Origin of the sequence: Pseudomonas sp. LS.1a (assembly GCF_022533585.1) — a bacterium.
Lineage (GTDB): Bacteria > Pseudomonadota > Gammaproteobacteria > Pseudomonadales > Pseudomonadaceae > Aquipseudomonas.
In genome coordinates this window covers 4,818,179-4,838,761 of sequence record NZ_CP092827.1, presented here as the reverse complement: position 1 = coordinate 4,838,761, position 20,583 = coordinate 4,818,179, and the positions used below count along the sequence as shown (strand labels likewise).

Annotated in this window: 22 protein-coding genes; 13 read left to right on the top strand and 9 right to left on the bottom strand. The window is 64.3% G+C overall.

Annotation, left to right across the window (positions count from 1 at the left end; genetic code table 11):
- Positions 1-60: 60 nt before the first annotated feature.
- The 3 genes from MKK04_RS22330 to MKK04_RS22320 all read right to left on the bottom strand — a co-directional run bounded on the left by MKK04_RS22330 (position 61) and on the right by MKK04_RS22320 (position 1,089).
- Positions 61-324, bottom strand: a complete 264-nt coding sequence (locus MKK04_RS22330; protein WP_063913370.1) for a YebG family protein — start codon at positions 322-324, stop codon at positions 61-63.
- A 102-nt stretch (positions 325-426) separates the two neighbouring features.
- Positions 427-690: a DUF3077 domain-containing protein gene (locus MKK04_RS22325; protein ID WP_063913369.1), complete on the bottom strand. Its 264-nt coding sequence runs from the start codon at positions 688-690 to the stop codon at positions 427-429.
- Positions 691-846: 156 nt separating this feature from the next.
- Entirely contained in the window at positions 847-1,089 is a 243-nt protein-coding gene (locus MKK04_RS22320) for a hypothetical protein (RefSeq protein WP_241105990.1), read from the bottom strand.
- Between the two features lie 447 nt (positions 1,090-1,536).
- On the opposite strand from MKK04_RS22320, the gene MKK04_RS22315 reads away from it, so the two are divergent.
- Positions 1,537-2,007 carry a phosphate-starvation-inducible protein PsiE gene (locus MKK04_RS22315; RefSeq protein ID WP_087500522.1) on the top strand — a complete coding sequence of 157 codons (471 nt, stop codon included), beginning with the start codon at positions 1,537-1,539 and terminating at the stop codon, positions 2,005-2,007.
- A 3-nt stretch (positions 2,008-2,010) separates the two neighbouring features.
- Here MKK04_RS22315 and MKK04_RS22310 read toward each other — a convergent pair whose 3' ends face one another.
- Positions 2,011-2,301 carry a DUF3509 domain-containing protein gene (locus MKK04_RS22310; protein WP_241105989.1) on the bottom strand — a complete coding sequence of 97 codons (291 nt, stop codon included), beginning with the start codon at positions 2,299-2,301 and terminating at the stop codon, positions 2,011-2,013.
- A gap of 121 nt (positions 2,302-2,422) precedes the next feature.
- Positions 2,423-2,770 carry an HPF/RaiA family ribosome-associated protein gene (locus MKK04_RS22305; protein WP_063913366.1) on the bottom strand — a complete coding sequence of 116 codons (348 nt, stop codon included), beginning with the start codon at positions 2,768-2,770 and terminating at the stop codon, positions 2,423-2,425.
- Between the two features lie 232 nt (positions 2,771-3,002).
- Between MKK04_RS22305 and MKK04_RS22300 the strand changes: the two genes are divergently transcribed.
- From MKK04_RS22300 to MKK04_RS22275, 6 genes are all read left to right on the top strand, one after another.
- Complete coding sequence (locus MKK04_RS22300; protein ID WP_207836392.1) at positions 3,003-3,308, top strand: DUF3649 domain-containing protein; 306 nt, start codon at positions 3,003-3,005, stop codon at positions 3,306-3,308.
- Positions 3,305-4,882, top strand: coding sequence for a PepSY-associated TM helix domain-containing protein (locus tag MKK04_RS22295; protein ID WP_241105988.1), 1,578 nt, complete (start codon positions 3,305-3,307; stop codon positions 4,880-4,882). Before MKK04_RS22300 ends, MKK04_RS22295 begins: the two co-directional genes overlap by 4 nt.
- A complete protein-coding gene (locus MKK04_RS22290) occupies positions 4,882-5,208 on the top strand; it encodes a DUF3325 domain-containing protein (protein ID WP_207836388.1) in 327 nt (108 codons plus the stop codon). The genes MKK04_RS22295 and MKK04_RS22290 overlap by 1 nt, the downstream gene beginning before the upstream one ends.
- Before the next feature lie 22 nt (positions 5,209-5,230).
- Positions 5,231-5,788 carry an RNA polymerase sigma factor gene (locus tag MKK04_RS22285; protein ID WP_172827532.1) on the top strand — a complete coding sequence of 186 codons (558 nt, stop codon included), beginning with the start codon at positions 5,231-5,233 and terminating at the stop codon, positions 5,786-5,788.
- Positions 5,785-6,762, top strand: coding sequence for a FecR family protein (locus tag MKK04_RS22280; RefSeq protein ID WP_233694115.1), 978 nt, complete (start codon positions 5,785-5,787; stop codon positions 6,760-6,762). Before MKK04_RS22285 ends, MKK04_RS22280 begins: the two co-directional genes overlap by 4 nt.
- A 220-nt stretch (positions 6,763-6,982) precedes the next feature.
- Positions 6,983-9,385: a TonB-dependent siderophore receptor gene (locus MKK04_RS22275; protein ID WP_233687068.1), complete on the top strand. Its 2,403-nt coding sequence runs from the start codon at positions 6,983-6,985 to the stop codon at positions 9,383-9,385.
- 29 nt (positions 9,386-9,414) lie between these two features.
- Here MKK04_RS22275 and MKK04_RS22270 read toward each other — a convergent pair whose 3' ends face one another.
- Positions 9,415-10,290, bottom strand: a complete 876-nt coding sequence (locus MKK04_RS22270; protein ID WP_207836375.1) for a helix-turn-helix domain-containing protein — start codon at positions 10,288-10,290, stop codon at positions 9,415-9,417.
- A 263-nt stretch (positions 10,291-10,553) separates the two neighbouring features.
- Between MKK04_RS22270 and MKK04_RS22265 the strand changes: the two genes are divergently transcribed.
- Positions 10,554-11,456: a DMT family transporter gene (locus MKK04_RS22265; RefSeq protein WP_233687067.1), complete on the top strand. Its 903-nt coding sequence runs from the start codon at positions 10,554-10,556 to the stop codon at positions 11,454-11,456.
- A 134-nt stretch (positions 11,457-11,590) separates the two neighbouring features.
- Here MKK04_RS22265 and MKK04_RS22260 read toward each other — a convergent pair whose 3' ends face one another.
- On the bottom strand, positions 11,591-12,565 hold the full coding sequence (locus MKK04_RS22260; RefSeq protein ID WP_241105987.1) for a 2-hydroxyacid dehydrogenase: 975 nt from the start codon (positions 12,563-12,565) through the stop codon (positions 11,591-11,593).
- Between the two features lie 179 nt (positions 12,566-12,744).
- Positions 12,745-13,692 carry a LysR family transcriptional regulator gene (locus tag MKK04_RS22255; protein ID WP_015271759.1) on the bottom strand — a complete coding sequence of 316 codons (948 nt, stop codon included), beginning with the start codon at positions 13,690-13,692 and terminating at the stop codon, positions 12,745-12,747.
- Positions 13,693-13,883: 191 nt separating this feature from the next.
- Between MKK04_RS22255 and MKK04_RS22250 the strand changes: the two genes are divergently transcribed.
- From MKK04_RS22250 to MKK04_RS22235, 4 genes are read left to right on the top strand one after another with little or no spacing between them, the layout of a single operon-like run.
- The gene (locus MKK04_RS22250) at positions 13,884-15,413 is read left to right on the top strand and encodes an efflux transporter outer membrane subunit (RefSeq protein WP_241105986.1); all 1,530 of its coding nucleotides are present in this window, start codon (positions 13,884-13,886) and stop codon (positions 15,411-15,413) included.
- Positions 15,410-17,587, top strand: a complete 2,178-nt coding sequence (locus MKK04_RS22245; RefSeq protein ID WP_207836354.1) for an FUSC family protein — start codon at positions 15,410-15,412, stop codon at positions 17,585-17,587. Before MKK04_RS22250 ends, MKK04_RS22245 begins: the two co-directional genes overlap by 4 nt.
- Positions 17,588-17,591: 4 nt before the next feature.
- Positions 17,592-17,792, top strand: coding sequence for a DUF1656 domain-containing protein (locus MKK04_RS22240; RefSeq protein WP_008097766.1), 201 nt, complete (start codon positions 17,592-17,594; stop codon positions 17,790-17,792).
- A gap of 10 nt (positions 17,793-17,802) precedes the next feature.
- The gene (locus MKK04_RS22235) at positions 17,803-18,663 is read left to right on the top strand and encodes an efflux RND transporter periplasmic adaptor subunit (protein WP_207836351.1); all 861 of its coding nucleotides are present in this window, start codon (positions 17,803-17,805) and stop codon (positions 18,661-18,663) included.
- Between the two features lie 85 nt (positions 18,664-18,748).
- Here the strand turns inward: MKK04_RS22235 and MKK04_RS22230 are convergent, their stop codons facing one another.
- Positions 18,749-19,198 (bottom strand): universal stress protein, encoded by a 450-nt coding sequence (locus tag MKK04_RS22230; RefSeq protein ID WP_241105985.1) that lies wholly within the window; start codon positions 19,196-19,198, stop codon positions 18,749-18,751.
- Between the two features lie 271 nt (positions 19,199-19,469).
- Here MKK04_RS22230 and MKK04_RS22225 point away from each other — a divergent pair, with 271 nt between their 5' ends.
- Positions 19,470-20,378, top strand: a complete 909-nt coding sequence (locus MKK04_RS22225) for a LysR family transcriptional regulator (RefSeq protein WP_063913352.1) — start codon at positions 19,470-19,472, stop codon at positions 20,376-20,378.
- Positions 20,379-20,583 lie beyond the last annotated feature (205 nt).

Below are 20,583 nucleotides of genomic sequence, written 5' to 3'. Positions count from 1 at the left end.
ACAGGAATACCTCCAGCCCAGCGCTTGTGCCGTACCTGCTGGAGCGGCCAGTGCAGGCAATTACTCGGCCGCTGGCGCTTCGAGCAACTCGGCCAACGCATCCGGCTGGCTCTTGAACGCCCTTGCGAACACATCGCGGTTCCTGGCCATGTAGATACCGGCTTCCTCGACCTGCTGCTCGGTCAGCGAGGGTACAGCCTTGTGCAGTACTTCGGCCAGGCGCTCGGCCAGTTCGAGCATCTTGTCGTGACGGTCTGCTTCGGCCTTATCCATGAACAAGCGCTCCGGGTCGCGGCTGCTGCGGTACACCACTTCGACGGCCATTCATCACCTCTATGCCTTTTGCTGGGTTTATACTGTATCCATATACAGTAATGGCAATGTTGATTGGTTCGCAAGCAGAAATTGTAGCGTGGCGCAAAGGGCTTACTGCTTCATGCCCAACTCAGCATCATCCATCAGCGCCTTGGCCATCGCGCTCAAGTAGTGCGCAGCCCAGATCATCATCGGTTTCTCGTCCATCAGGCCGGTGATGGTCAGTTCGCGTACATAGCCCATCAGCTCTGAGGACTGCTCGCGGGCGTCCCGGCAAGGGATGCCTGGCTCGATGCGGAAGAGTGGGTGGGTGCCGTTTTCACCTTGGAAGAAGGTGGTTTTGCCGACGGTGAATTGGGTGTCTTCTGTGGTCATTTTTGAATCCCCTGAAAATTCTCGACTGCCTGGACGGGCCCTTTCGCGGGTGAACCCGCTCCCACAGGTACTGCATCTACCTCAGGGCCTGTGGAGATCCTGTGGGAGCGGGTTTACCCGCGAAGAGGCCAGCCCAGACAACGCAACACTCAAACCTCAGTGCAAAGTCCGAGGCTCAGCGGGCCTCTGCACCTGAACTAGTGCCGACTCAAGCAAAGCCCGCAACGTCTCCAGCTCATGCATTGAGGTCATCATCAAAATCGATGCTGGCGACTTGGGCTGAAGCAACAAGGCCTGATGCACCACGGTGGCTGCGCACAACGCATAGTCCGTAGCCTGGATCAGGGTGTCTTCAAGGGAAGGGGGGGTGTGGGGTGGATCGGGGACTACTTTCAGCATGATGAAGGCCTGTTCAAGTTTGGGCCACCACCTCCTGCTGTCAAACAGGAAGGCGGCAGCTGTGCATGGGTTGACAGACCGGTGAACAGAACCAAAAGCCGGCGCACACGAGGTGCCCCATGACAGCTGCCATAAAGGCAAAGCCATGTGGTTAGTTCAGGGCGGCCTGTCAAAGCCGGTCGCTGTTTGGCAGCGACGATCCGAGACTAGTGCCCATCCCCGAACACCACAATGGCAGGGAGTATCTTTGGGAAATGCCCTACAAGGAAGGGGTTAAATCTGATTTTTCCCAGCACAGGGCCGTGTTTCTGGCAACTTGCCACGCCTCAAGGTGCCTTGCGGCAATCGGTCGCCTTCCAAGGCAGGGGCCTGGCCCTTTAACTGCATGGCACAAGCGTCACAGCGGTGACGCATCATCCTTCAAGACGTATCGGGGAATGGAACATCGTGAACATCAAATGGGCAGAAAAGCTGCGCAAGGGCCTGCACGGCTCGGCCGACTCGCTGGGCAACCTGTGCGTCGAGGCATTCCATTACCTGGCACTGTTCGGCATCGGCGCGATCACCGCCTATGCGGCGGTGATGACGTTCATGGACATGCTCGGCAAGGGTGGGGTCAGTGTCGATGACATCCTGCTGCTGTTCATCTACCTGGAACTGGGGGCGATGGTCGGTATCTACTTCAAGACCAACCACATGCCGATCCGCTTCCTGCTGTACGTGGCCATCACTGCGCTGACCCGCCTGCTGATCGGCGACGTCTCGCACCACAAGGCGCCGGACGCAGGGCTGTTGTACGTGTGCGGTGGCATCCTGTTGCTGGCGTTCGCGATCCTGGTGGTGCGCTACGCCTCTTACCGCTACCCCTCGACCAAGGCGCTGGATGCCAGCGGCAAGGAAGTGGAGGAGGGCAAGTAGCCCTCAGTTGGCCATGAAGTGGCGCGGCTCGTGGCGTGCATCGCGGGTCAATGCGGCCAGCACCTGCATGGGGTTCTGGCTGAGTTCGATGGCCAGGCCCAGGCGGATGCTGTCGATTACCCGCTGCAGGCGCACCGGGTCATTGCGCTGGGCCTGGGTGATGAGGCGCTTGGCGACCACGCCGGCGTCGTCGGACAGGGTCAGCATGATGCTGCCGTCGAGGTTTGCAATACTCAGGTTGACCCGGTATTCGGGGGCGAATGCAGCACTGATTCGTTCGAATGGGTTGCTCATGGTCTTGCTTCTGCGCTGAATGGATGCAGCAGTTGACCGGGAGTATCGCCGGTTGGTTCAGCGCCAGCGATCGATACAAACGAAAACGCCCGGCATCAGGCCGGGCGTTTTGCATTGCCGATCAGGCGTCCGGATCACTCAGCTCCAGGGCGCCGCGCTTGCTGCGCAGTTTGCCGTAGAAGTGTTCCAGCGCGTGGTTGAGCTTGGCGGCGGCACCGTCGACCGCCTGGTCCAGCGAAGTGGCGGTGTGGGTCACCGAAATCGGTTGATGGCCTTTGGGGCGAGCCTCCATCTGGCAGCGTTTGTCATGCGGTCCGGGCTTGGCGCCGTTCTCGTCGCGCAGGTGAACCTCGATGCGGGTGAGGTCGTCCTCGTAACGTTCCAGCGAGTTCTGCAGTGTGCTGCGGACCCACTGGTCGAGCCGGGCATTGCCTTCGAAATGGTTGCTGCTGTTGACCTGGATTTGCATGATTCAATCCTTATTCAGCTTGCTCGCATGGAGACGCGCCTAGGCCTTTGAGACCCTTGGTATTTCTGCGTCTCTTGACTCTAAGGTCAGGCAATGGCGTGACGAATTCAAGCCCTTTTTGAAAATAAATTTCTTGTTGCATTCAAGGCGACAGGCGGCGAATCGCTCGGCCTTTGCTTATGAGAATTGAAATCATTATTATTGCAGCCCCGTAAACGCCCGGACCTTCGCCATGACGCGCAAAACCGCCGGCCTCTCGCTCAGCTATCGCATGGCCGTGACCTCACGCAGCCTGGCCGCGCTGCTGGGCGGCTACCTGCTGGCGTCCATGGCCAGCGTCTGTATTGCCCTGGTAGCGCCACTGCCACAGGTCGATGCCACGCTCACCGGCCTGCTGCTGTCATTCGTCTTCTACCTGCTGGCGTTCATCTGGTGCTTCGCCTGCCGCAGCGCTTTGCGCGCCTGGCTGGGCGTGCTGGCGCCAAGCGTGCTGCTGGGGGTGATCAGCGGGTTGGCCTACTGGATGAAAACCCCATGAAAGAAGGCTTCCGCCAGGCCATGGCCTGGCTGCACACCTGGACCGGACTGATCTTCGGCTGGCTGTTGTTCGCCATCTTCCTCACCGGCACGCTGTCGTATTTCAAGGAAGAAATTACCCACTGGTCGCAGCCCGAAGTGCGCAGCCATGCACTGGACCCAATCCATAGCCTGGAGGTGGCCCAGCGTTACCTGCAGGATAACGCCGGGCACTCGGGCACCTGGCTGATCCGCATGCCCAACGCACGCGAGGCCGCCTTGAGCGTGGGCTATCGCGACCCCAATGGCGGGCCGCGCGGCTTCGCCAGCAAGACACTCGATACCCAGACCGGCCAGCCGGTCGAGGCACGCGACAGTCGCGGTGGCGAGTTCTTCTACCGCTTCCACTTCCAGTTGCAGATGCCTCACCCCTTCGGCCGCTGGCTGTCGACGTTCTGTGCCTTCATCATGCTGCTGGGCCTGGTCACCGGCATCATCACCCACAAGAAGATCTTCAAGGAGTTCTTCACCTTCCGCCCCGGCAAGGGCCAGCGCTCCTGGCTGGACGGGCACAACGCCATCGGCGTGCTGGTGCTGCCGTTCCATCTGATGATCAGCTACAGCAGCCTGGTGCTGTTCATGTACCTGGTGATGCCGGCCGGCATCATGGCCAGCTACGGCAATGACACCGGCAAGTACTTCAACGACCTGTTCGGCCGTAACGATGCGCCCAAGGCGGCCCAGGTGGCCGCGCCGCTGGTACCGTTGCCGAGCCTGTATGCCAAGGTGCAGGACCTGCAACCGGGCGCGCGTATCGGCCGTATCCAGGTGGACAATGCCGGCGACAGCAATGCCCGCGTCACCTTCACCCAGTCTGCGGCCGACCATGTGGCCTATCGGCGCAGCGCCAACTGGACCTTCGATGGTGCCAGTGGTGCGCTGCTGAGCCAGGGCAAGCCGGAGAGCGGGGCGATGATGACCGCCTTCAGCTTTGCCGGCCTGCACATGGGCAACTTCGCCAGGCCCTGGCTGCGCTGGCTGTACTTCTTCTTTGGCGTGGCCGGTACTGCGGTGATCGGTACCGGGTTGGTGATGTGGCTGGGCAAGCGCCAGCTCAAGCATGCCAGGAGCGAACGGCTGCCGGGTGGACTGCGCCTGGTCGAAGTGCTCAATATCGCCAGCATGAGCGGCCTGCTGCTGGCCGTGGCGGGCTTCTTCTGGGCCAACCGCCTGATCCCCATGGGCGTCGAAGGCCGGGCCGACTGGGAGGTCAATGCCTTTTTCATCACCTGGGGCCTTTCGCTGGTGCATGCCGTGCTGCGCAGCGGGCGCCGGGCCTGGGGCGAGCAACTGGTACTCGGCGCGCTGGCCTTCGCCTTGCTGCCGCTGCTCAATGGCCTGACCACCGGCCAGGGCTTGAACCATTCGCTGCAGGCGGGTGACTGGGCCATGGCCGGCTTCGACCTGACCGCGCTAGGCACCGGCCTGTTCCTGGCCTGGCTGGCCGGCAAGATGTTGCGCAGCCCCAAGCCAGTGGCCAAGCGCGCCCCTCGTGCAGCAAAAAAACCGAGCACTGAAACGGCGGAGGCAAGCTGATGCTGGGTAATGCACTGATCGCCTTCGCAGGCTTCGTTGCCCTGTGCCTGGCCATGGAGAAACATTTCACCGACCTGCTCGGGCGCAAGCCGCGCCCGGGGCAGTTGCGCCTGTTGCGCAGCGCCGGCTGGCTGCTGCTGGTGCTTTCGCTGCTGCTCAGCGTGCACCTGCGCGGCATGGCCCATGGCCTGGTGGAGTGGACTGCAGTGCTGATGGCCGGGGTGACCCTGTGGGTGTTCGGCCTGCCATACCAGCCCCGCCTGCTGCTGGGCCTGGCGGCCGCCAGCGTGGTGCTGGGGCCGTTGCTGGCCGTGTTCGCCGAGTGACCCGGTGAGCGAGCCGGGCGACATGACCGAGGCGGATGCCGAAAGCGGCGGCGGGCGTGCGCGCTTCGTCCAGGTGTTCCTGGCCCAGCGGGCACGCATGGAGGCACTGGTGAGCCGCCGGGTCGGCTGCCGGGCCACGGCATCGGACCTGGTCCAGGAGCTGTTCCTGCGCTTCTGGCGCCGCCCTGAGGTCAAGGTCGAGGCGCTGGACACCTACCTGCTGCGTTGCGCCGGCAACCTGGCCATCGACCACCTGCGCAGCGAAGGCAGCCGTGAACGTGCGGCCGAAGCTGTGTTGCCGGTGGATGCAGCGGCCATGGCCCAGGCGCCGGAGCAGGCCGTGGAGGTCGACCACGACTTGCAGCGCATCGAAGCTGCCTTGCGTGCCTTGCCTGAACGCACCCGGCAGATCTTCCTGCTCAACCGCATCCACGGCTGCAAGTACGGCGAGATCGCCAAGGCCATGCAACTGTCCCAGAGTGCTGTGGAAAAGCATATGATGCGCGCCCTCGAAGCGTGCAAGGCGAGTGTTGCCGAGCCCGCGTCCACCCCACGCCGGCCAGGGAGTGCCCGTCGATGAGCCGTTTACCGCAGATCACCGAGGCGCAGTCCCGGGCCGCGCTGCAATGGCTCAGCCGAATCAACGAGCAGCCCGCGCAGGCCGAGGGGGCGGCGTTCAAGCGTTGGTTGTTGGCCGACCCCGGGCATCGCGCAGCCTACGAACAGGCCCAGGCGCTGTGGCAGAGAAGTGCCATCCCGGCGGCGCGCCTGGCTGATGAAGAGCATGAAGGCCTGCAGCGCTACCTGGATGCCATGGCCAGGCCACCGGCCACGCGCCGGTGGCGGGTCGGGGCGATTGCAGTGGCGGCCTGCCTGGTACTGGCCTTTGGTGTCGCCGGTGGTTGGCACCCGGGATACTGGTTGCAGGACCTGCGAGCCGACTACAGCAGCACCGGGCAAGTTCGCCAGGTAACGTTGGCTGACCAGTCACAAGTGACGCTGGATGCGGGTAGTGCGATTGCGGTGGATTTCGCCCACGGCGAGCGTCGTGTGCGGCTGTTACATGGCGCGGCGTTCTTTCAGGTCTCGCATACCGGCGAGCCGTTCGTGGTCGAAGCAGGTGGTGGCGAGGTGCGGGTGCTCGGCACCCAGTTCGAAGTGCGCGAGCAGGACGATGGTGCCCACGTCACGGTACGCAGCGGGCGGGTGGCGGTGAGCCCGGCACCGGGCGCCATATCGCGTGAACTGACGGCCAACCAACAGGTGGCCTACGCTGCCGGTCGGGTGGGCGATACCCAGGCAGTGGACAGCGACAACCGCCTGGCCTGGCGACAGGGCTGGCTGAATTACTACCAGGTGCCGCTGGCACAGGTGGTCGAGGACCTGGGGCGCTATTACCCGGGGCGCATCCTGTTGCTCGATGGTGAGCTGGGGCAGCGCAAGGTCAGTGGTAGTTTCCCGGTGGCCGAGCCGTTGCTGGCGCTGGATTCGCTGGGCAAGGTAATGGGCTTTTCGCGGCAGACTGTGCTGGGGCGGTTGACCCTGGTCCGGTAGGCGCCTGTGCCGGCCTCTTCGCGGGCTTGCCCGCTCCCACAGGTACTGCACCGGATTCGAAACTTGTGCAGTCCCTGTAGGAGCGGGCAAGCCCGCGAAGAGGCCGGCACAGGCAGAAAATATTTTTCAGTCAACAGGTGAGGTAACAGGACGTGGCATCCGTGTAATGAGTGGAAGTGCGATTCATTCGCAGTCAAATCCCTCTCACAGGTCAGCGTCCATGAAGTTCACCCCGCGTTGTGTCCCCCTCTGGCTAGGCCTTTCCGTGCTCCCGGCACTCGCTGTCGCCCCCCTGGCCTGCGCCGCCGAGCAACAGCAGGCGTACGCCTTTGCCCAGCCGGCGCAACCCCTGGTCCAGGCACTCAGCGCCTTCAGCCGCACCACCGGCCAGAGCGTGGTCTACACCCTGGAACTGCCCGGCGTGCAGGCGCCGGCGCTGAACGGCAGGTTCAGCGCCGAGCAGGCCCTGCAACAGCTGCTGGGCACTACCGGGCTGGCCTGGCGCCGCGTCGATGCACGCACCCTCACCCTTGAGGCGGTGGACACCTCCGGCGCCCTCAACCTGCAGGCCACCACCGTGACCTCGCAACTGGACGACTACAGCTACCAGCCCCCGGCTACCGCCTCGATCATGCGCGGGCAGGGCCCGAGCCAGGACATCCCCCAGGCAATCAATGTGGTACCGGCCCAGGTCATCCGTGACCAGGCCCCGCGCAACCTCGACGACGCCCTGGCCAACGTCAGCGGCATCACCCAGGGCAACAACTTCGGCGGTACCTCCGACACGGTGATGAAGCGCGGCTTCGGCGACAACCGCGACGGCTCGATCATGCGCGATGGCATGCCCGTCGTGCAGGGCCGCAACCTCAGCGCCAGCACCGAGCGGGTCGAAGTGCTCAAGGGCCCGGCCTCGCTGCTGTACGGCATCCAGGACCCGGGCGGGGTGATCAACGTGGTCAGCAAGCGCCCGCAACTCGAGCAGTACAACGCCCTGACCGTGCGCGGGTCCACCTACGGCAGCGGCAAGAACGGCAGCGGCGGCGGGCTCGACAGCACCGGTGCGCTGGGCGACAGCAACTTCGCCTATCGCCTGATCGTCGATCACGAGGATGAGGACTACTGGCGCAACTACGGCGTGCACCGCGAATCGCTGGTGGCGCCGTCGCTGGCCTGGCTGGGTGAAGATACCCAGGTGGTACTGGCCTACGAGCACCGCGAATTTCTCTCCCCCTTCGACCGTGGTACGGCGTTCGGCAACAACGGCCACCCGCTGGACATCCCGGCCACGCGGCGCCTTGACGAGCCGTTCAACGACATGGAGGGGCGTTCCGACCTGTACCGTCTGGAAGTCGACCACCAACTGGCCGATGACTGGAAGCTGCACTTCGGCTACAGCTTCAACCGCGAAACCTATGATGCCAGCCAGGTGCGGGTGACCGGCGTAAATGAAGAAAGCGGCACGCTGGCGCGCAGCATCGACGGCACCCACAACGCCATGAGCCGTGACCAGTTCGCCACGCTGAGCCTGGCCGGTAATGTGGAACTGGCCGGGATGCAGAACGACCTGCTGTTCGGTGTCGATCATGAGGACCGCAAGATCTTCCGCGGCGACCTGATCCGGCAGACGGCCCGATCCACCTTCAGCTATGTGAGCCCGGTCTACGGTCAGGAAGTGGAGGGCACCCAAGTCGGTGCCAAGGAGAGCGACCAGACCGACAAGCTGCGTACTGATTCGCTGTTCTTCCAGGATGCCCTGCACCTGGACGACCACTGGATCCTGGTGGCTGGCGCACGCTTCCAGCAATACGACCAGTTGGCCGGGCGCGGCCGGCCGTTCCTGGTCAACACCGACACCAGCGGCCAGAGCTGGGTACCGCATGCCGGTGTGGTCTACAAGGTCGATGAGCAGCTGTCGCTCTATGCCAGCTACAGCGAATCGTTCAAGCCCAACTCGACGATTGCACCCTTGAGCATTGGCGGTGGCCTTACCCAGACCCTCGACGGCAGCTTTGCCCCGGAGGAAGGCAAATCATGGGAGCTGGGCGCCAAACTCGACATGCCTGGCCGTGTCACGGGCACTCTGGCGTTGTTCGATATCACCAAGCGCAACGTGCTCGTTTCCAACTTTGACACCAGTACGCGCGAAACGGTGTACAGCAATGCCGGGGAGGTCAGCTCACGGGGCGTCGAGCTGGACCTGACCGGCCAGCTGAGTGAGCGCTGGAGCCTGATCGGCAGCTACGCCTTCACCGATGCGCAAGTGACCAAGGACCCGGACCTCAAGGGCAACCGCCTGCAAAACGTGGCCCGGCACAGTGGTTCGCTGTCGGCGGTGTATGACTATGGCAGCCTGTTCGGTGGCGATCGCCTGCGCATTGGCGCGGGGGCGCGGTACGTGGGCGAGCGCGCTGGCAACCCGACCAACACCTTCGACCTGCCGTCCTATACCGTGGCCGATGCCTTTGCCAGCTACGAGACCAGGCTCGACGAGCACAAGGTGCTGTTGCAGCTGAACGTGAAGAACCTGTTCGACAAGGTTTACTACAGCTCGGCGGTGAACCAGTACTTTGTGGCCATTGGCGATGCACGGCAGGTGAGCTTGTCCAGTACCTTCGAGTTCTAGGTATTTGGGGCCGCAAAGCGGCCCCAGTTTCACGAATTGAAGGCTAAACGGTATTCGCCCGGTGTTGCACCGACCGCCTGGCGGAACCGGTTGCTGAAATGGCTGGCACTGGCAAACCCGCACAACAGGGCAATCTCCCCCAACGGCATCCCCCCCAGCCGCAACAGCTGGCAGGCCCGATGCAGCCGCCGGGCCAGCAGGTACTGGTGCGGCGGCAGCCCGAAACTGGCGCGGAACATGCGGGCAAAGTGGTATTCGGACAGGTTGCAGCGCAAGGCCAGTTCACCCAGGGTGATGGGCTGGTCGAGGTGCGCTTCGATGTAGTCGACCAGCTGCCGGCGCAGGTTCGGTGCCAGCCCGCCTTTCAGGCGCAGGCCCTGGCGCAGCCCGACCTGGCTGAGCAGCGCATGGTCGACGATCTCGTGTGCAAGGCTGCTGGCCAGCAGGCGTTCGCCAGGTTCATCCCAGTCCAGGGTTATCAGCTGGCGAAAGCGCGTGGCTTGTTGCGGGTCATCGAGAAAGGTCGCTTCCTGCAGTTGCAGCTCACGCGGTTCACGGTCGAGCAGGCGCACGCAGCCCAGGGCGAATTGCGCCTCGCTGACATACAGGTGTGCCAGGCGGATCGCGCCATTGACCACCCAGTTCGACTCGTGCCCGGCCGGCATCACGCACAGCTTGTCGGGCGCCCCTTTGTCGCCCGGGCGCTGGCGGCGGAAGGTGCCAGTGCCGTCGGCGATGTAGCACGACAGGGTGTGATGGCTCGGTGCCTGGTAGTCGCGGGCATCATCGCGGTTGCTCCACAACGCCGCTGCCAGCCCGTCGCCCAGGTGCGCGCTCAGCTCCAGCCGGGCGTGGGGCGAGGCGTGCATGGCGTTGAACACTTGCAGCTGGGTGAGTGGGGTCATGGGCGGTTCCTCTTGCCAGCCATCCTACTGCGCCTTGGGCAGGCTTACAGCTACCCGCGGGACAAATGCGCAAGTTTGTGCAAGCGCGTGGGTGTTCGACAGGAGAACACTGAAATGCCTCGGCGAGGGCTGCGCCCTCGATTCGCGGCTAAAGCCGCTCCCACAGGGACCGCGCAGCCCAGTGAGCTGCGCGGTCCCTGTGGGAGCGGCTTTAGCCGCGAAGCGCCGGGCACCGATCTTGAAAGGCCCAAGGAACCGCCGCCATGAACCTGTCACTCTACCTGCTCACCGTCCTGATCTGGGGCACCACCTGGATCGCCCTGAAACTCCAGCTGGGCGTGGTCGCCATTCCGGTCTCGATCGTCTACCGCTTTGCCTTGGCCGGGCTGATCCTGTTCGCCTTCCTGCTGCTCACCCGGCGCCTGCAGCCGATGAACCGACGTGGCCACCAGATCTGCCTGGCCCAGGGCCTGTGCCTGTTCTGCGTCAACTTCATCTGCTTCCTCAGTGCCAGCCAGTGGATCGCCAGCGGCCTGATCGCCGTAGTGTTCTCCACCGCCACCCTGTGGAACGCGCTGAACGCACGGATCTTCTTTGGCCAGAAGATCGCCAGCAATGTGCTCGGCGGCGGCGCCTTGGGCTTGCTCGGCCTGGGCCTGCTGTTCTGGCCGGAGCTGTCGCACCAGGCGGCCAGCCGCGAAACCCTGTACGGCCTCGGCCTGGCCCTGCTCGGCACGCTATGCTTCTCGGCCGGCAACATGCTGTCGAGCATGCAGCAGAAGGCCGGGCTCAAGCCCATGACCACCAATGCCTGGGGCATGGTCTACGGGGCAGCGATGCTGGCGGTGTTCTGTGTGGTCAGTGGCGTGCCGTTCAGCATGGAGTGGAACGTGCGCTACATCGGCTCGTTGCTGTACCTGGTGGTGCCGGGCTCGGTGATCGCCTTTACCGCCTACTTGACCCTGGTCGGGCGCATGGGGCCGGAGCGGGCAGCGTACTGCACGGTGCTGTTCCCGTTGGTGGCGTTGAATGTGTCGGCGGTGGCCGAGGGATATCAGTGGACGGCGCCGGCCTTGTTGGGGCTGGTGGCGGTGATGGCGGGGAATGTGCTGGTGTTTCGCAAGCCCAGAGTCAAGTTGGCTGAGGGTGTTGTGGTGGCCAAATAGGTAATGTGTTGCCTGCACCGGCCTCTTCGCGGGTAAACCCGCTCCCACAGCTACCCCGCAGCCCTCAGAGCCTGTGCAATACCTGTGGGAGCGGGTTTACCCGCGAAAGGGCCGGTGCCGGCAGTAGAGGGCTATCAGCCCTTCCACACCTGCGGGTTCACCAGGTCCCGCGGCCGCTCACCCAGCAGGGCCGCGCGCAGGTTGTCGATTGCCCGGTTGGCCATGGCCTCGCGGGTTTCGGCGGTAGCTGAGCCAACGTGCGGCAAGGTCAGCGCATTGGGCAGCTTGAACAGCGGCGAATCGCTCAGCGGCTCTTTCTCGTACACGTCCAGGCCCGCACCACGAATGGTACCGTTCTGCAGTGCATCGATCAGCGCAGCTTCATCCACCACCGGCCCGCGGGCGATGTTGATCAGGAACGCGCTCGGCTTCATCAGTTGCAACTCACGCGCACCGATCAGCTTGCGGGTGGCATCGGACAACGGCACCACGATGCAGACGAAATCGGCTTCGGTCAGCAGTTGCTCCAGGCTGCGGAACTGCGCCCCCAGCTCTTGCTCCAGCGCGGTCTTGCGGCTATTGCCGGAATAGATGACCGGCATGTTGAAACCGAACCGGCCGCGACGGGCAATGGCGGCACCGATGTTGCCCATGCCGACGATGCCCAGGGTCTTGCCATGCACATCGCTGCCGAAGTGGGCCGGGCCCACGGTGGCCTGCCAGTTGCCGGCCTTGGTCCAGGCATCCAGCTCGGCGGTGCGGCGGGCGCAGCCCATGATCAGCGAAAAGCCCAGGTCGGCGGTGCTTTCGGTCAGCACGTCGGGGGTGTTGGTCAGGGCGATGCCGCGCTCGTTGAAGTAGTCCAGGTCGTAGTTGTCGTAGCCGACCGACACGCTGGATACCACCTCCAGCCTGGCCGCGCCTTCAAGCTGCGCCCGGCCGAGCTTGCGGCCAACGCCGATCAGGCCATGGGCCTCGGGCAGGGCTTCGTTGAACTGGGCGTTGATATCGCCGAGCTTGGGGTTCGGGATGATCACGTTGAAGTCTTGCTGCAGGCGTTCGGCCATGGCCGGGGTGATACGGCTGAAGGCCAGGACGGTCTTTTTCATCGGGCTACGTCTCTGCAAGGCGGTGGGGCGGTGGTGGTTTCTTCGCGGGTGAACCCGCTCCCACAGGTATTGCACAGGCGTGGAAGGCAGTGGTGTACCTGTGGGAGCGGGTTTACCCGCGAAGAGGTCGGCAATGGTTAGCAACCTACCATTGTCCGCCCCCGCAATACAGCAGCTTTTTAGTTGGCGATCATCACCTGATGGGTTTTCAGGTCCGCCTCATGCGCCGCGAGAATCTCCGGCAGCGAGTTGCGCAGGTACTCGACCCAGGTCTTGATCTTGGCATCCAGGTACTGCCGCGACGGGTAGATGGCGTACAGGTTGAGCTCCTGCAGCCGGTACTCGGGCAGTACCCGCACCAGGCTGCCGTCGCGCAGGCCGTCGATGGCCGAATAGATCGGCAGCACGCCCACACCCATGCCGCTGCGGATCGCAGTCTTCATGGCATCGGCAGTATTGACCATGAACGGCGAGCTGGTGATGTTGACCATTTCCTGGCCTTCCGGCCCGTCGAACAGCCATTTCTCCAGCGGGATCACCGGGCTGACCATGCGCAGGCAGGCGTGCTTGAGCAGGTCGGCAGGCTTGTGCGCCACGCCGTGGCGGGCGATGTAGGCGGGCGAGGCGCAGACGATGCTGTAGGTGATGCCCAGCCGTTGGGACACGAACCCTGAGTCGGGCAGTTCGGTGGCCAGCACGATGGACACGTCATAGCCCTCGTCGAGCAGGTCGGGCACGCGGTTGGCCATGGTCAGGTCGAAGGTCACGTCCGGGTGCGATTCGCGATAGCGGGCGATGGCGTCGACCACGAAGTGCTGACCGACCCCGGTCATCGAGTGCACCTTCAACATCCCGGCCGGGCGGGCATGGGCATCGCTGGCCTCGGCCTCGGCTTCTTCGACATAGGTAAGAATCTGTTCGCAACGCATCAGGTAGCGCTTGCCGGCTTCGGTCAGCGCAATGCGGCGGGTGGTACGGTTGAGCAGCCTTGTTTGCAGATGGGCTTCCAGGTTGGAGACCGCCCGCGACACGTTCGCGGTGGTCGTATCCAGTTGCCCGGCGGCAGCGGTAAAGCTGCCGAGTTGGGCTACGCAACTGAAAGCACGCATGTTTTGCAGGGTGTCCATGGGTCACTCTCGATGTAGAGGACAAAATTGTGTCACGAAGTAACGTAAAAGAGATGAAAAGTTGCCTTCGACCAAAGGCGGATTATCGCCGTTTTGGTAACAAAGATTCGCAGGAATCCACGCTTATCGCCAGTGCTGACGCCCCCTAGAATTGCCCGGCCTCTTCACCTCTTCCTCGGGAAATCGCAGCTGTGCCGCGTCGCATCATCAGAACGCTCAATGCGTTCAGTGCCTGTGCCCTTGCCCTCACCTTGAGCGGCTGTATCGGAACCTGGGGCATTGCCCCGCAAAGCAAGACGCTGCAAGCCAACACCCTGACCACCGACGCGGCCATACGTGAAGCCGCGACCGACGCCCATTGGCCCGACCAGCAGTGGTGGCGCGCCTATGGCGACCCACAGCTGGACCGCTGGGTTGCCCTGGCCGTGGCCGGCAGCCCGAGCCTGGCCATGGCTGCGGCGCGGGTACGCGAAGCCAGGGCCATGGCCGGTGTGGTCGAGTCGGCGGAAAAGCTCCAGGCCAATGGCCAGGCCACGCTCAAGCGCCACAACTGGCCTGAAGACCAGTTCTACGGCCCGGGCGCGCTGTCCGGCGCCAACACCTGGGACAACAACGCCGCGATTGGCTTCAGCTACGCGCTCGACTTGTGGGGCCGCGAACGCAATGCCAGCGAGCAGGCCGTGGACCAGGCGCACATGAGCGTGGCCGAAGCCCGCCAGGCGCAGCTGGAGCTGCAGAACAACGTGGTGCGCGCCTACATTCAGCTGAGCCTGCACTTCGCCCAGCGCGATATCGTCAAGGCCGAGCTGGAACAGCAGGAGCAGATCCTGGCCCTGGCCAAGCGCCGTCTGGATGCCGGCATCGGCACCCACTTCGAAGTCAGCCAGGCTGAAGCGCCGTTGCCGGAAACCCACCGCCAGCTCGACAGCCTCGACGAAGAAATTGCCCTGGCCCGCAACCAGCTGGCCGCCCTGGCCGGCAAGGGCCCGGGGGAGGGTACGCAGTTGCAGCGCCCGAGCCTGGCCCTGGCCGCGCCACTTAAGCTGCCGTCGAACCTGCCGGCCGAACTGGTCGGCCAGCGCCCTGACGTGGTTGCCAGCCGTTGGCAGGTAGCCGCTCAGGCGCGTGGCATCGATGTTGCCCACGCCGGCTTCTTCCCCAACGTCGACCTGGTCGGCAGCCTTGGCTTCATGGCCACCGGCGGTGGCCCGCTGGAATTCCTCACCGGGCGCAAGTTCAACTACAACGTCGGCCCGGCCATCAGCCTGCCGATCTTCGACGGTGGCCGCCTGCGCTCGCAGCTGGGCGTGGCCTCGGCGGGCTATGACGTGGCCGTGGCGCGCTACAACCAGACCGTGGTCGGTGCGCTGAAGAACATCTCCGACCAGCTGATCCGCCGCGAGTCGATGAAAGAGCAGTCGCACTTCGCCGCCGAGTCGGTCGCGGCCGCGCAGAAAACCTACGACATCGCCATGGTCGCTTTCCAGCGTGGCCTTACCGACTACCTCAACGTGCTCAACGCCCAGACCTTGCTGTTCCGCCAGCAGCAGGTGCAACAGCAGGTGCAGGCCGCCCGCCTGATTGCCCATGCCGAGCTGGTCACCGCCCTGGGCGGCGGCTTGCAGGCCGGTCAGGACGTGCCGGAAGAGGAGCGTCAGGCAGCACCGAAAACCCCGGCCACCCTGGCCATTTTCGACAAGAAGCCGGATAACGCCGAATGAGCACTTCCAGTTTGCCCTTGCGCTGGCTGCAGAGCCTGGAATGGCGCCGGGGCTTCTTTGCCTGGGCGCGCACCGACGGGGTGACCTGGGTGTACATCTTCAAGGTGCTGGCCGCTGCATTCATCACCCTGTGGCTGGCCATGCGCCTGGAGCTGCCGCAACCGCGCACGGCGATGATCACCGTGTTCATCGTCATGCAGCCGCAAAGCGGGCATGTGTTCGCCAAGAGCTTCTACCGGGTGCTCGGCACCCTGGCCGGCTCGGCGATGATGGTGGCGCTGATCGCCATCTTCCCGCAGAACACCGAGCTGTTCCTGCCCAGCCTGGCCCTGTGGGTAGGCCTGTGCTCGGCCGGTGCCATGCGCTACCGCACTTTCCGCGCCTATGGCTTCGTGCTGGCCGGCTACACCGCGGCGATGATCGGCCTGCCGGTGCTGCAGCACCCCGACCAGGCGTTCATGGCGGCGGTATGGCGGGTGCTGGAAATCGCCCTGGGCATTCTGGTGTCGACCTTCGTCAGCGCCGCGATCCTGCCGCAGTCGGCCAGTGCCGCCATGCGCAACGCCCTGTACCAGCGCTTTGGCGTGTTCGCCGGGGTGGTGGTCGAGGCCCTGCGTGGCGACAGCCAGCGGGACCGCTTCGAGAGCAGCAACGTGCGCTTCGTCGCTGAAGCAGTGGGCCTTGAGAGCCTGCGCAACGTCACCGCCTTCGAGGACCCGCACATGCGCCGGCGTTCTGGTCGCCTGGTGCGCATGAACAGCGAATTCATGGCCATCACCACGCGCTTCAATGCCCTGCACCGTTTGCTGGAGCGCCTGCGCGCCCGTGGCCCGCTGCAGATCGTCGGCGCCATCGAACCGGGCCTGAACACCCTGGTGGAACTGTTGCAACCTTACGTGGGCCGGGCGCTGACCGACGCCGATGCGCTGCGCCTGACCCTGGAGCTGGCCGCCTACAAGGAAGGCCTGCAGGCCCAGGTGCGCGGCCTGCGCGCCGAGTACCTGGCGACCGAGCCGAGCGAGTCCGACCTGCTCGACTTCCACACCGCCTTCGAGCTGCTTTACCGCTTCGTCGACGAGATGTACAGCTACGCCGAAACCCACGCCTCGCTGGCCGCGCACCGGCACGAACGCGAGCAGTGGGATGAGCCCTACGTGGCGCAGACCAGCTGGCTGGTGTCGTTGGCCGCCGGTGTGCGCGCCTCGGCGGTGCTGTTGCTGCTGGGCAGCTACTGGCTGTTCAGCGACTGGCCCAGCGGCGCCATGATGACCCTGATCGCCACCGTCACCGTGGGCCTCTCGGCGGCCTCGCCGAACCCCAAGCGCATGTCGTTCCAGATGGCTTGCGGCACAGCGATCGGTGCCTTTGTCGGCTTCTTCGAAACCTTCTTCGTGTTCCCCTGGATCGACGGTTTCCCACTGCTGTGCATGGTCCTGGCACCGGTGTTCGTGCTGGGCGCGTTCCTCTCGTCACGGCCAGCCTATGCCGGCTACGGCATCGGCCTGCTGGTGTTCTTCGCCATCGGTTCGGTGCCGAACAACCTCACCGTGTATGACCCGTACACCTTCATCAACGACTATATCGGCATGGTCATTGGCATGTTCGTCTGTGCCGCGGCCGGGGCGATCATCCTGCCGCCCAACAGCCGCTGGCTGTGGAGCCGCCTGGAGCAGGAGCTGCGCGAGCAGGTGCTGTTTGCCATCAGCGGCCGCCTGCGAGGCATCGGCACCGCCTTCGAAAGCCGCACCCGTGACCTGCTGCACCAGGCCTATGGCCTGGCCGCTGGCAAGCCGCAGGTGCAGAGCCAGCTGATGGGCTGGATGTTCACCGTGCTGGAGATCGGCCACGCGGTCATCGAGCTGCGCAAGGAGCAGGCCCGTGCGCCGGTGCACCCGGCCTACGCCGAGTCGCAGCCCTGGCGCCAGGCGATCCGCGTGATGGGCCGTGCCCTGGCCCGGCTGTTCCTGCAGCCCAGCGCCAGCAACCACGAACGCGCGCTGGTGGCAGTGGACCACGCCATCGCCCGTGTGCAGGCCACCGACGAGCCCTTCGCTCGTCACTTCGACACCTCGGTGCTGCGCCGCGCGCAAAGCTACCTGCATTTCATCCGTTCTTCCCTGCTCGACCCACAGTCGCCGTTGGCACCGGCGAAAGGACTGCACGATGCTCCGTGAAACCATGCCCCGTGAAATCGCCTTCCATGGCGTGTACATGCCCACCATGACCTTGATGTTCCTGTTCGCCCTGGGCCTGGCCTGGGGCCTGGACCGGTTCATCGCCAGCCATGATGGCTACCGCTTCTTCTGGCACCCGGCGCTGCTGCGCCTGAGCCTGTTCGTCTGCCTGTTCGGCGCCCTGGCGCTGTCGCTCTACTGGTGAGAATCCTTCGATGAAAAAGTTCTTCAGCCTGATCGCCACCCTGCTGGTGCTGACCGCTGCCGTGGTGATCGGTCGCCAGTTGTGGCTGCATTACATGACCACGCCATGGACCCGCGACGGCCGCGTGCGTGCCGATATCATCAACGTCGCCGCCGACGTGCCCGGCTATGTGGTGGACGTGCCGGTCAAGGACAACCAGCGGGTGAAGAAGGGCGACTTGCTGATCCAGATCGACCCCGAGCACTACCAGCTGGCAGTCGACCAGGCCAAGGCGCAGGTTGCATCGCGCAAGGCCACCTGGGAGATGCGCAAGGTCAACGCCAAGCGCCGTGCCGACATGGACAACCTGGTGATCTCCAAGGAAAACCGAGACGACGCCAGCAACATCGCCAACTCCGCCCAGGCGGACTACCAGCAGGCCCTCGCCGAACTGGCCGCAGCCGAGCTGAACCTCAAGCGCACGCAGATCGTGGCCACCGTGGACGGCTACGTGACCAACCTGAATATCCACAAGGGTGACTATGCGCGCACCGGTGAAGCGGTGATGGCGGTGGTCGACGAAAACTCGTTCTGGGTGTATGGATTCTTCGAGGAGACCAAGCTGCCGCATGTGAAGGTGGGTGACCAGGCCGAGCTGCAGATGATGAGCGGCGAGCGCATCAAGGGCCATGTGGAGAGCATCGCCCGCGGCATCTACGACCGCGACAACCCGCAGAGCCGCGAGTTGATCGCCGATGTTAACCCGACCTTCAACTGGGTACGACTGGCGCAGCGGGTGCCGGTGCGCATTCATATCGATGAAGTGCCGGACGGGTTTTTGCTGGCGGCGGGGACGACTTGTACGGTGGTGGTGAAGCCGAGCGAGGGATGAGCCGGGGTGAGGAAGTGCGGCTCCTGGCCTCTTCGCGGGCTGCCCGCGAAGAGGCCAGGAGCAATGAACACTTCTCGCAGAGCAGTTAGCTCGCAGCCCCTACCAACACTGGCACCTTCACCCGATCAATCACCTTGGCGCTGATCGACGGGTCCAGCAACCGCCCCAGCCGCGACAGGTGGCGGTGGCCCATGATGATCAGTTCACAATTCAGTTCCTGCGCCTTGGCCACGATCGCCTCGACCGGCTGCCCGGCTACCATGCAGCTCTGGCTGGCGAAGCCGGCTTGCTGCAGCTCGCGCACCGCCTTGGCCACGGCCTGGTCGGCCTGGTGCTGCTCTTCGCAGGCGGCGGGGTATTCTTCCAGTTCCTCGGCGGTGTAGGGCGCGGGCTGGTCGTGGACGGCGAAGGTAGAGTCGATGGCCAGCAGCACGTGCAGTTCGTGCTCGTCGGGGCGGCAGTAGCGGCGGGCGAGGGTGAGCAGGGCGGTGGATGCAGGGGAGGCATCGATGGCGATCAGGACGGGGCTGGGCATGTGGAATCCTTGTTCCAGGCTGGCTGAGGGGTTGTCTGTTCTGGCCTCTTCGCGGGTAAACCCGCTCCCACAGGTGCGCCACAATATTCAGAATCTGTGCAGTCTCTGTGGGAGCGGGTTCACCCGCGAAGAGGCCGAACCTGCCGTTCCTCATTCTTGGCTCAACCCACCCTCAGGATAAATGCCCCACCACGCACGAGCGCATTGCGTCTGGTGCATTCCACCAACCTGCTACCATCGCCATTCCTCACAGCTGTAACGGAAAACGGCCATGCAACTCCCGGACATGAACCTGCTCGTCGCCCTCGATGCCCTGCTCGACGAGGGCAGCGTGGTTGGCGCGGCGCAGCGCATGAACCTGAGCCCGGCGGCGATGAGCCGGACCCTGGGGCGTATCCGCGATGCATTGGGGGACCCGATTCTTGTCCGCGCCGGCCGTGGCCTGGTGCCGACGCCGCGGGCGTTGGCCCTGCGCGAGCAGGTGGCGGCACTGGTGGAACAGGCTGGCGAGGTGTTCCGCAGTGCCGACGAGGTCGACCTGCCCAAGCTCGACCGGGCCTTCAACATTCGCACCAATGACCTGTTCATCGCCCTTTACGGCGCCCAGTTGCTGCGGCGCATGCACGAGCAGGCGCCGCGCACGGTGCTGCGCTTCGTGCCGGAAAGCCCCGGCGGCGATGACGACAGCGTGCTGCGCGACGGCCGTACCGACCTGATCATCAGCTCGACCGTGGACCTGGGCCCGGAGATCAAGGTGCAGAGCCTGTTCCAGACCTACTACGTGGGCCTGGCGCGGCGTGACCACCCAATCTTCGAGCAACCGATCACGCCGACCAGCTTTGCCAGTTATCCACAGATCAGCGTGTCCCGCCGTGGTCGGGCCAACGGGCCGATCGATGTGGAGCTGGCCAACTTCAAGGTGCAGCGGCGGGTGGCGCTGATCACCCCGAGCTTTCACTCGGCGCTGTTCTCGCTGCCGGATTCCGACCTGATCCTGCCGATGCCGGCGAACATCCTCAACAGCGTGCACAAGCTTGGGCTGCCGCTGCGCTCGTTCCAGATCCCGGTGCCGCTGGAGCGGGTGACCGTGCTGCAGGCATGGCACCCACGGTTTCACAATGACCCGGCGCATCGCTGGTTGCGGCAGACCCTGAAGGCTTGCTGCAGTGTCGACCCTTGAGTGATGTTCCGCCTGTGCCGGCCTCTTCGCGGGTGAACCCGCTCCCACAGGACAGCACAAGCCTTGAGAGGTGTGGTGTACCTGTGGGAGCGGGTTCACCCGCGAAGCAGGCGACTCGGTTTTGAAGTGAATTGCGTCTAACGCAACATAAACCTACCGAGAAGTCAGTTTTCGTCAGCATTCGACCTTCTTAGACTTGCTCCAG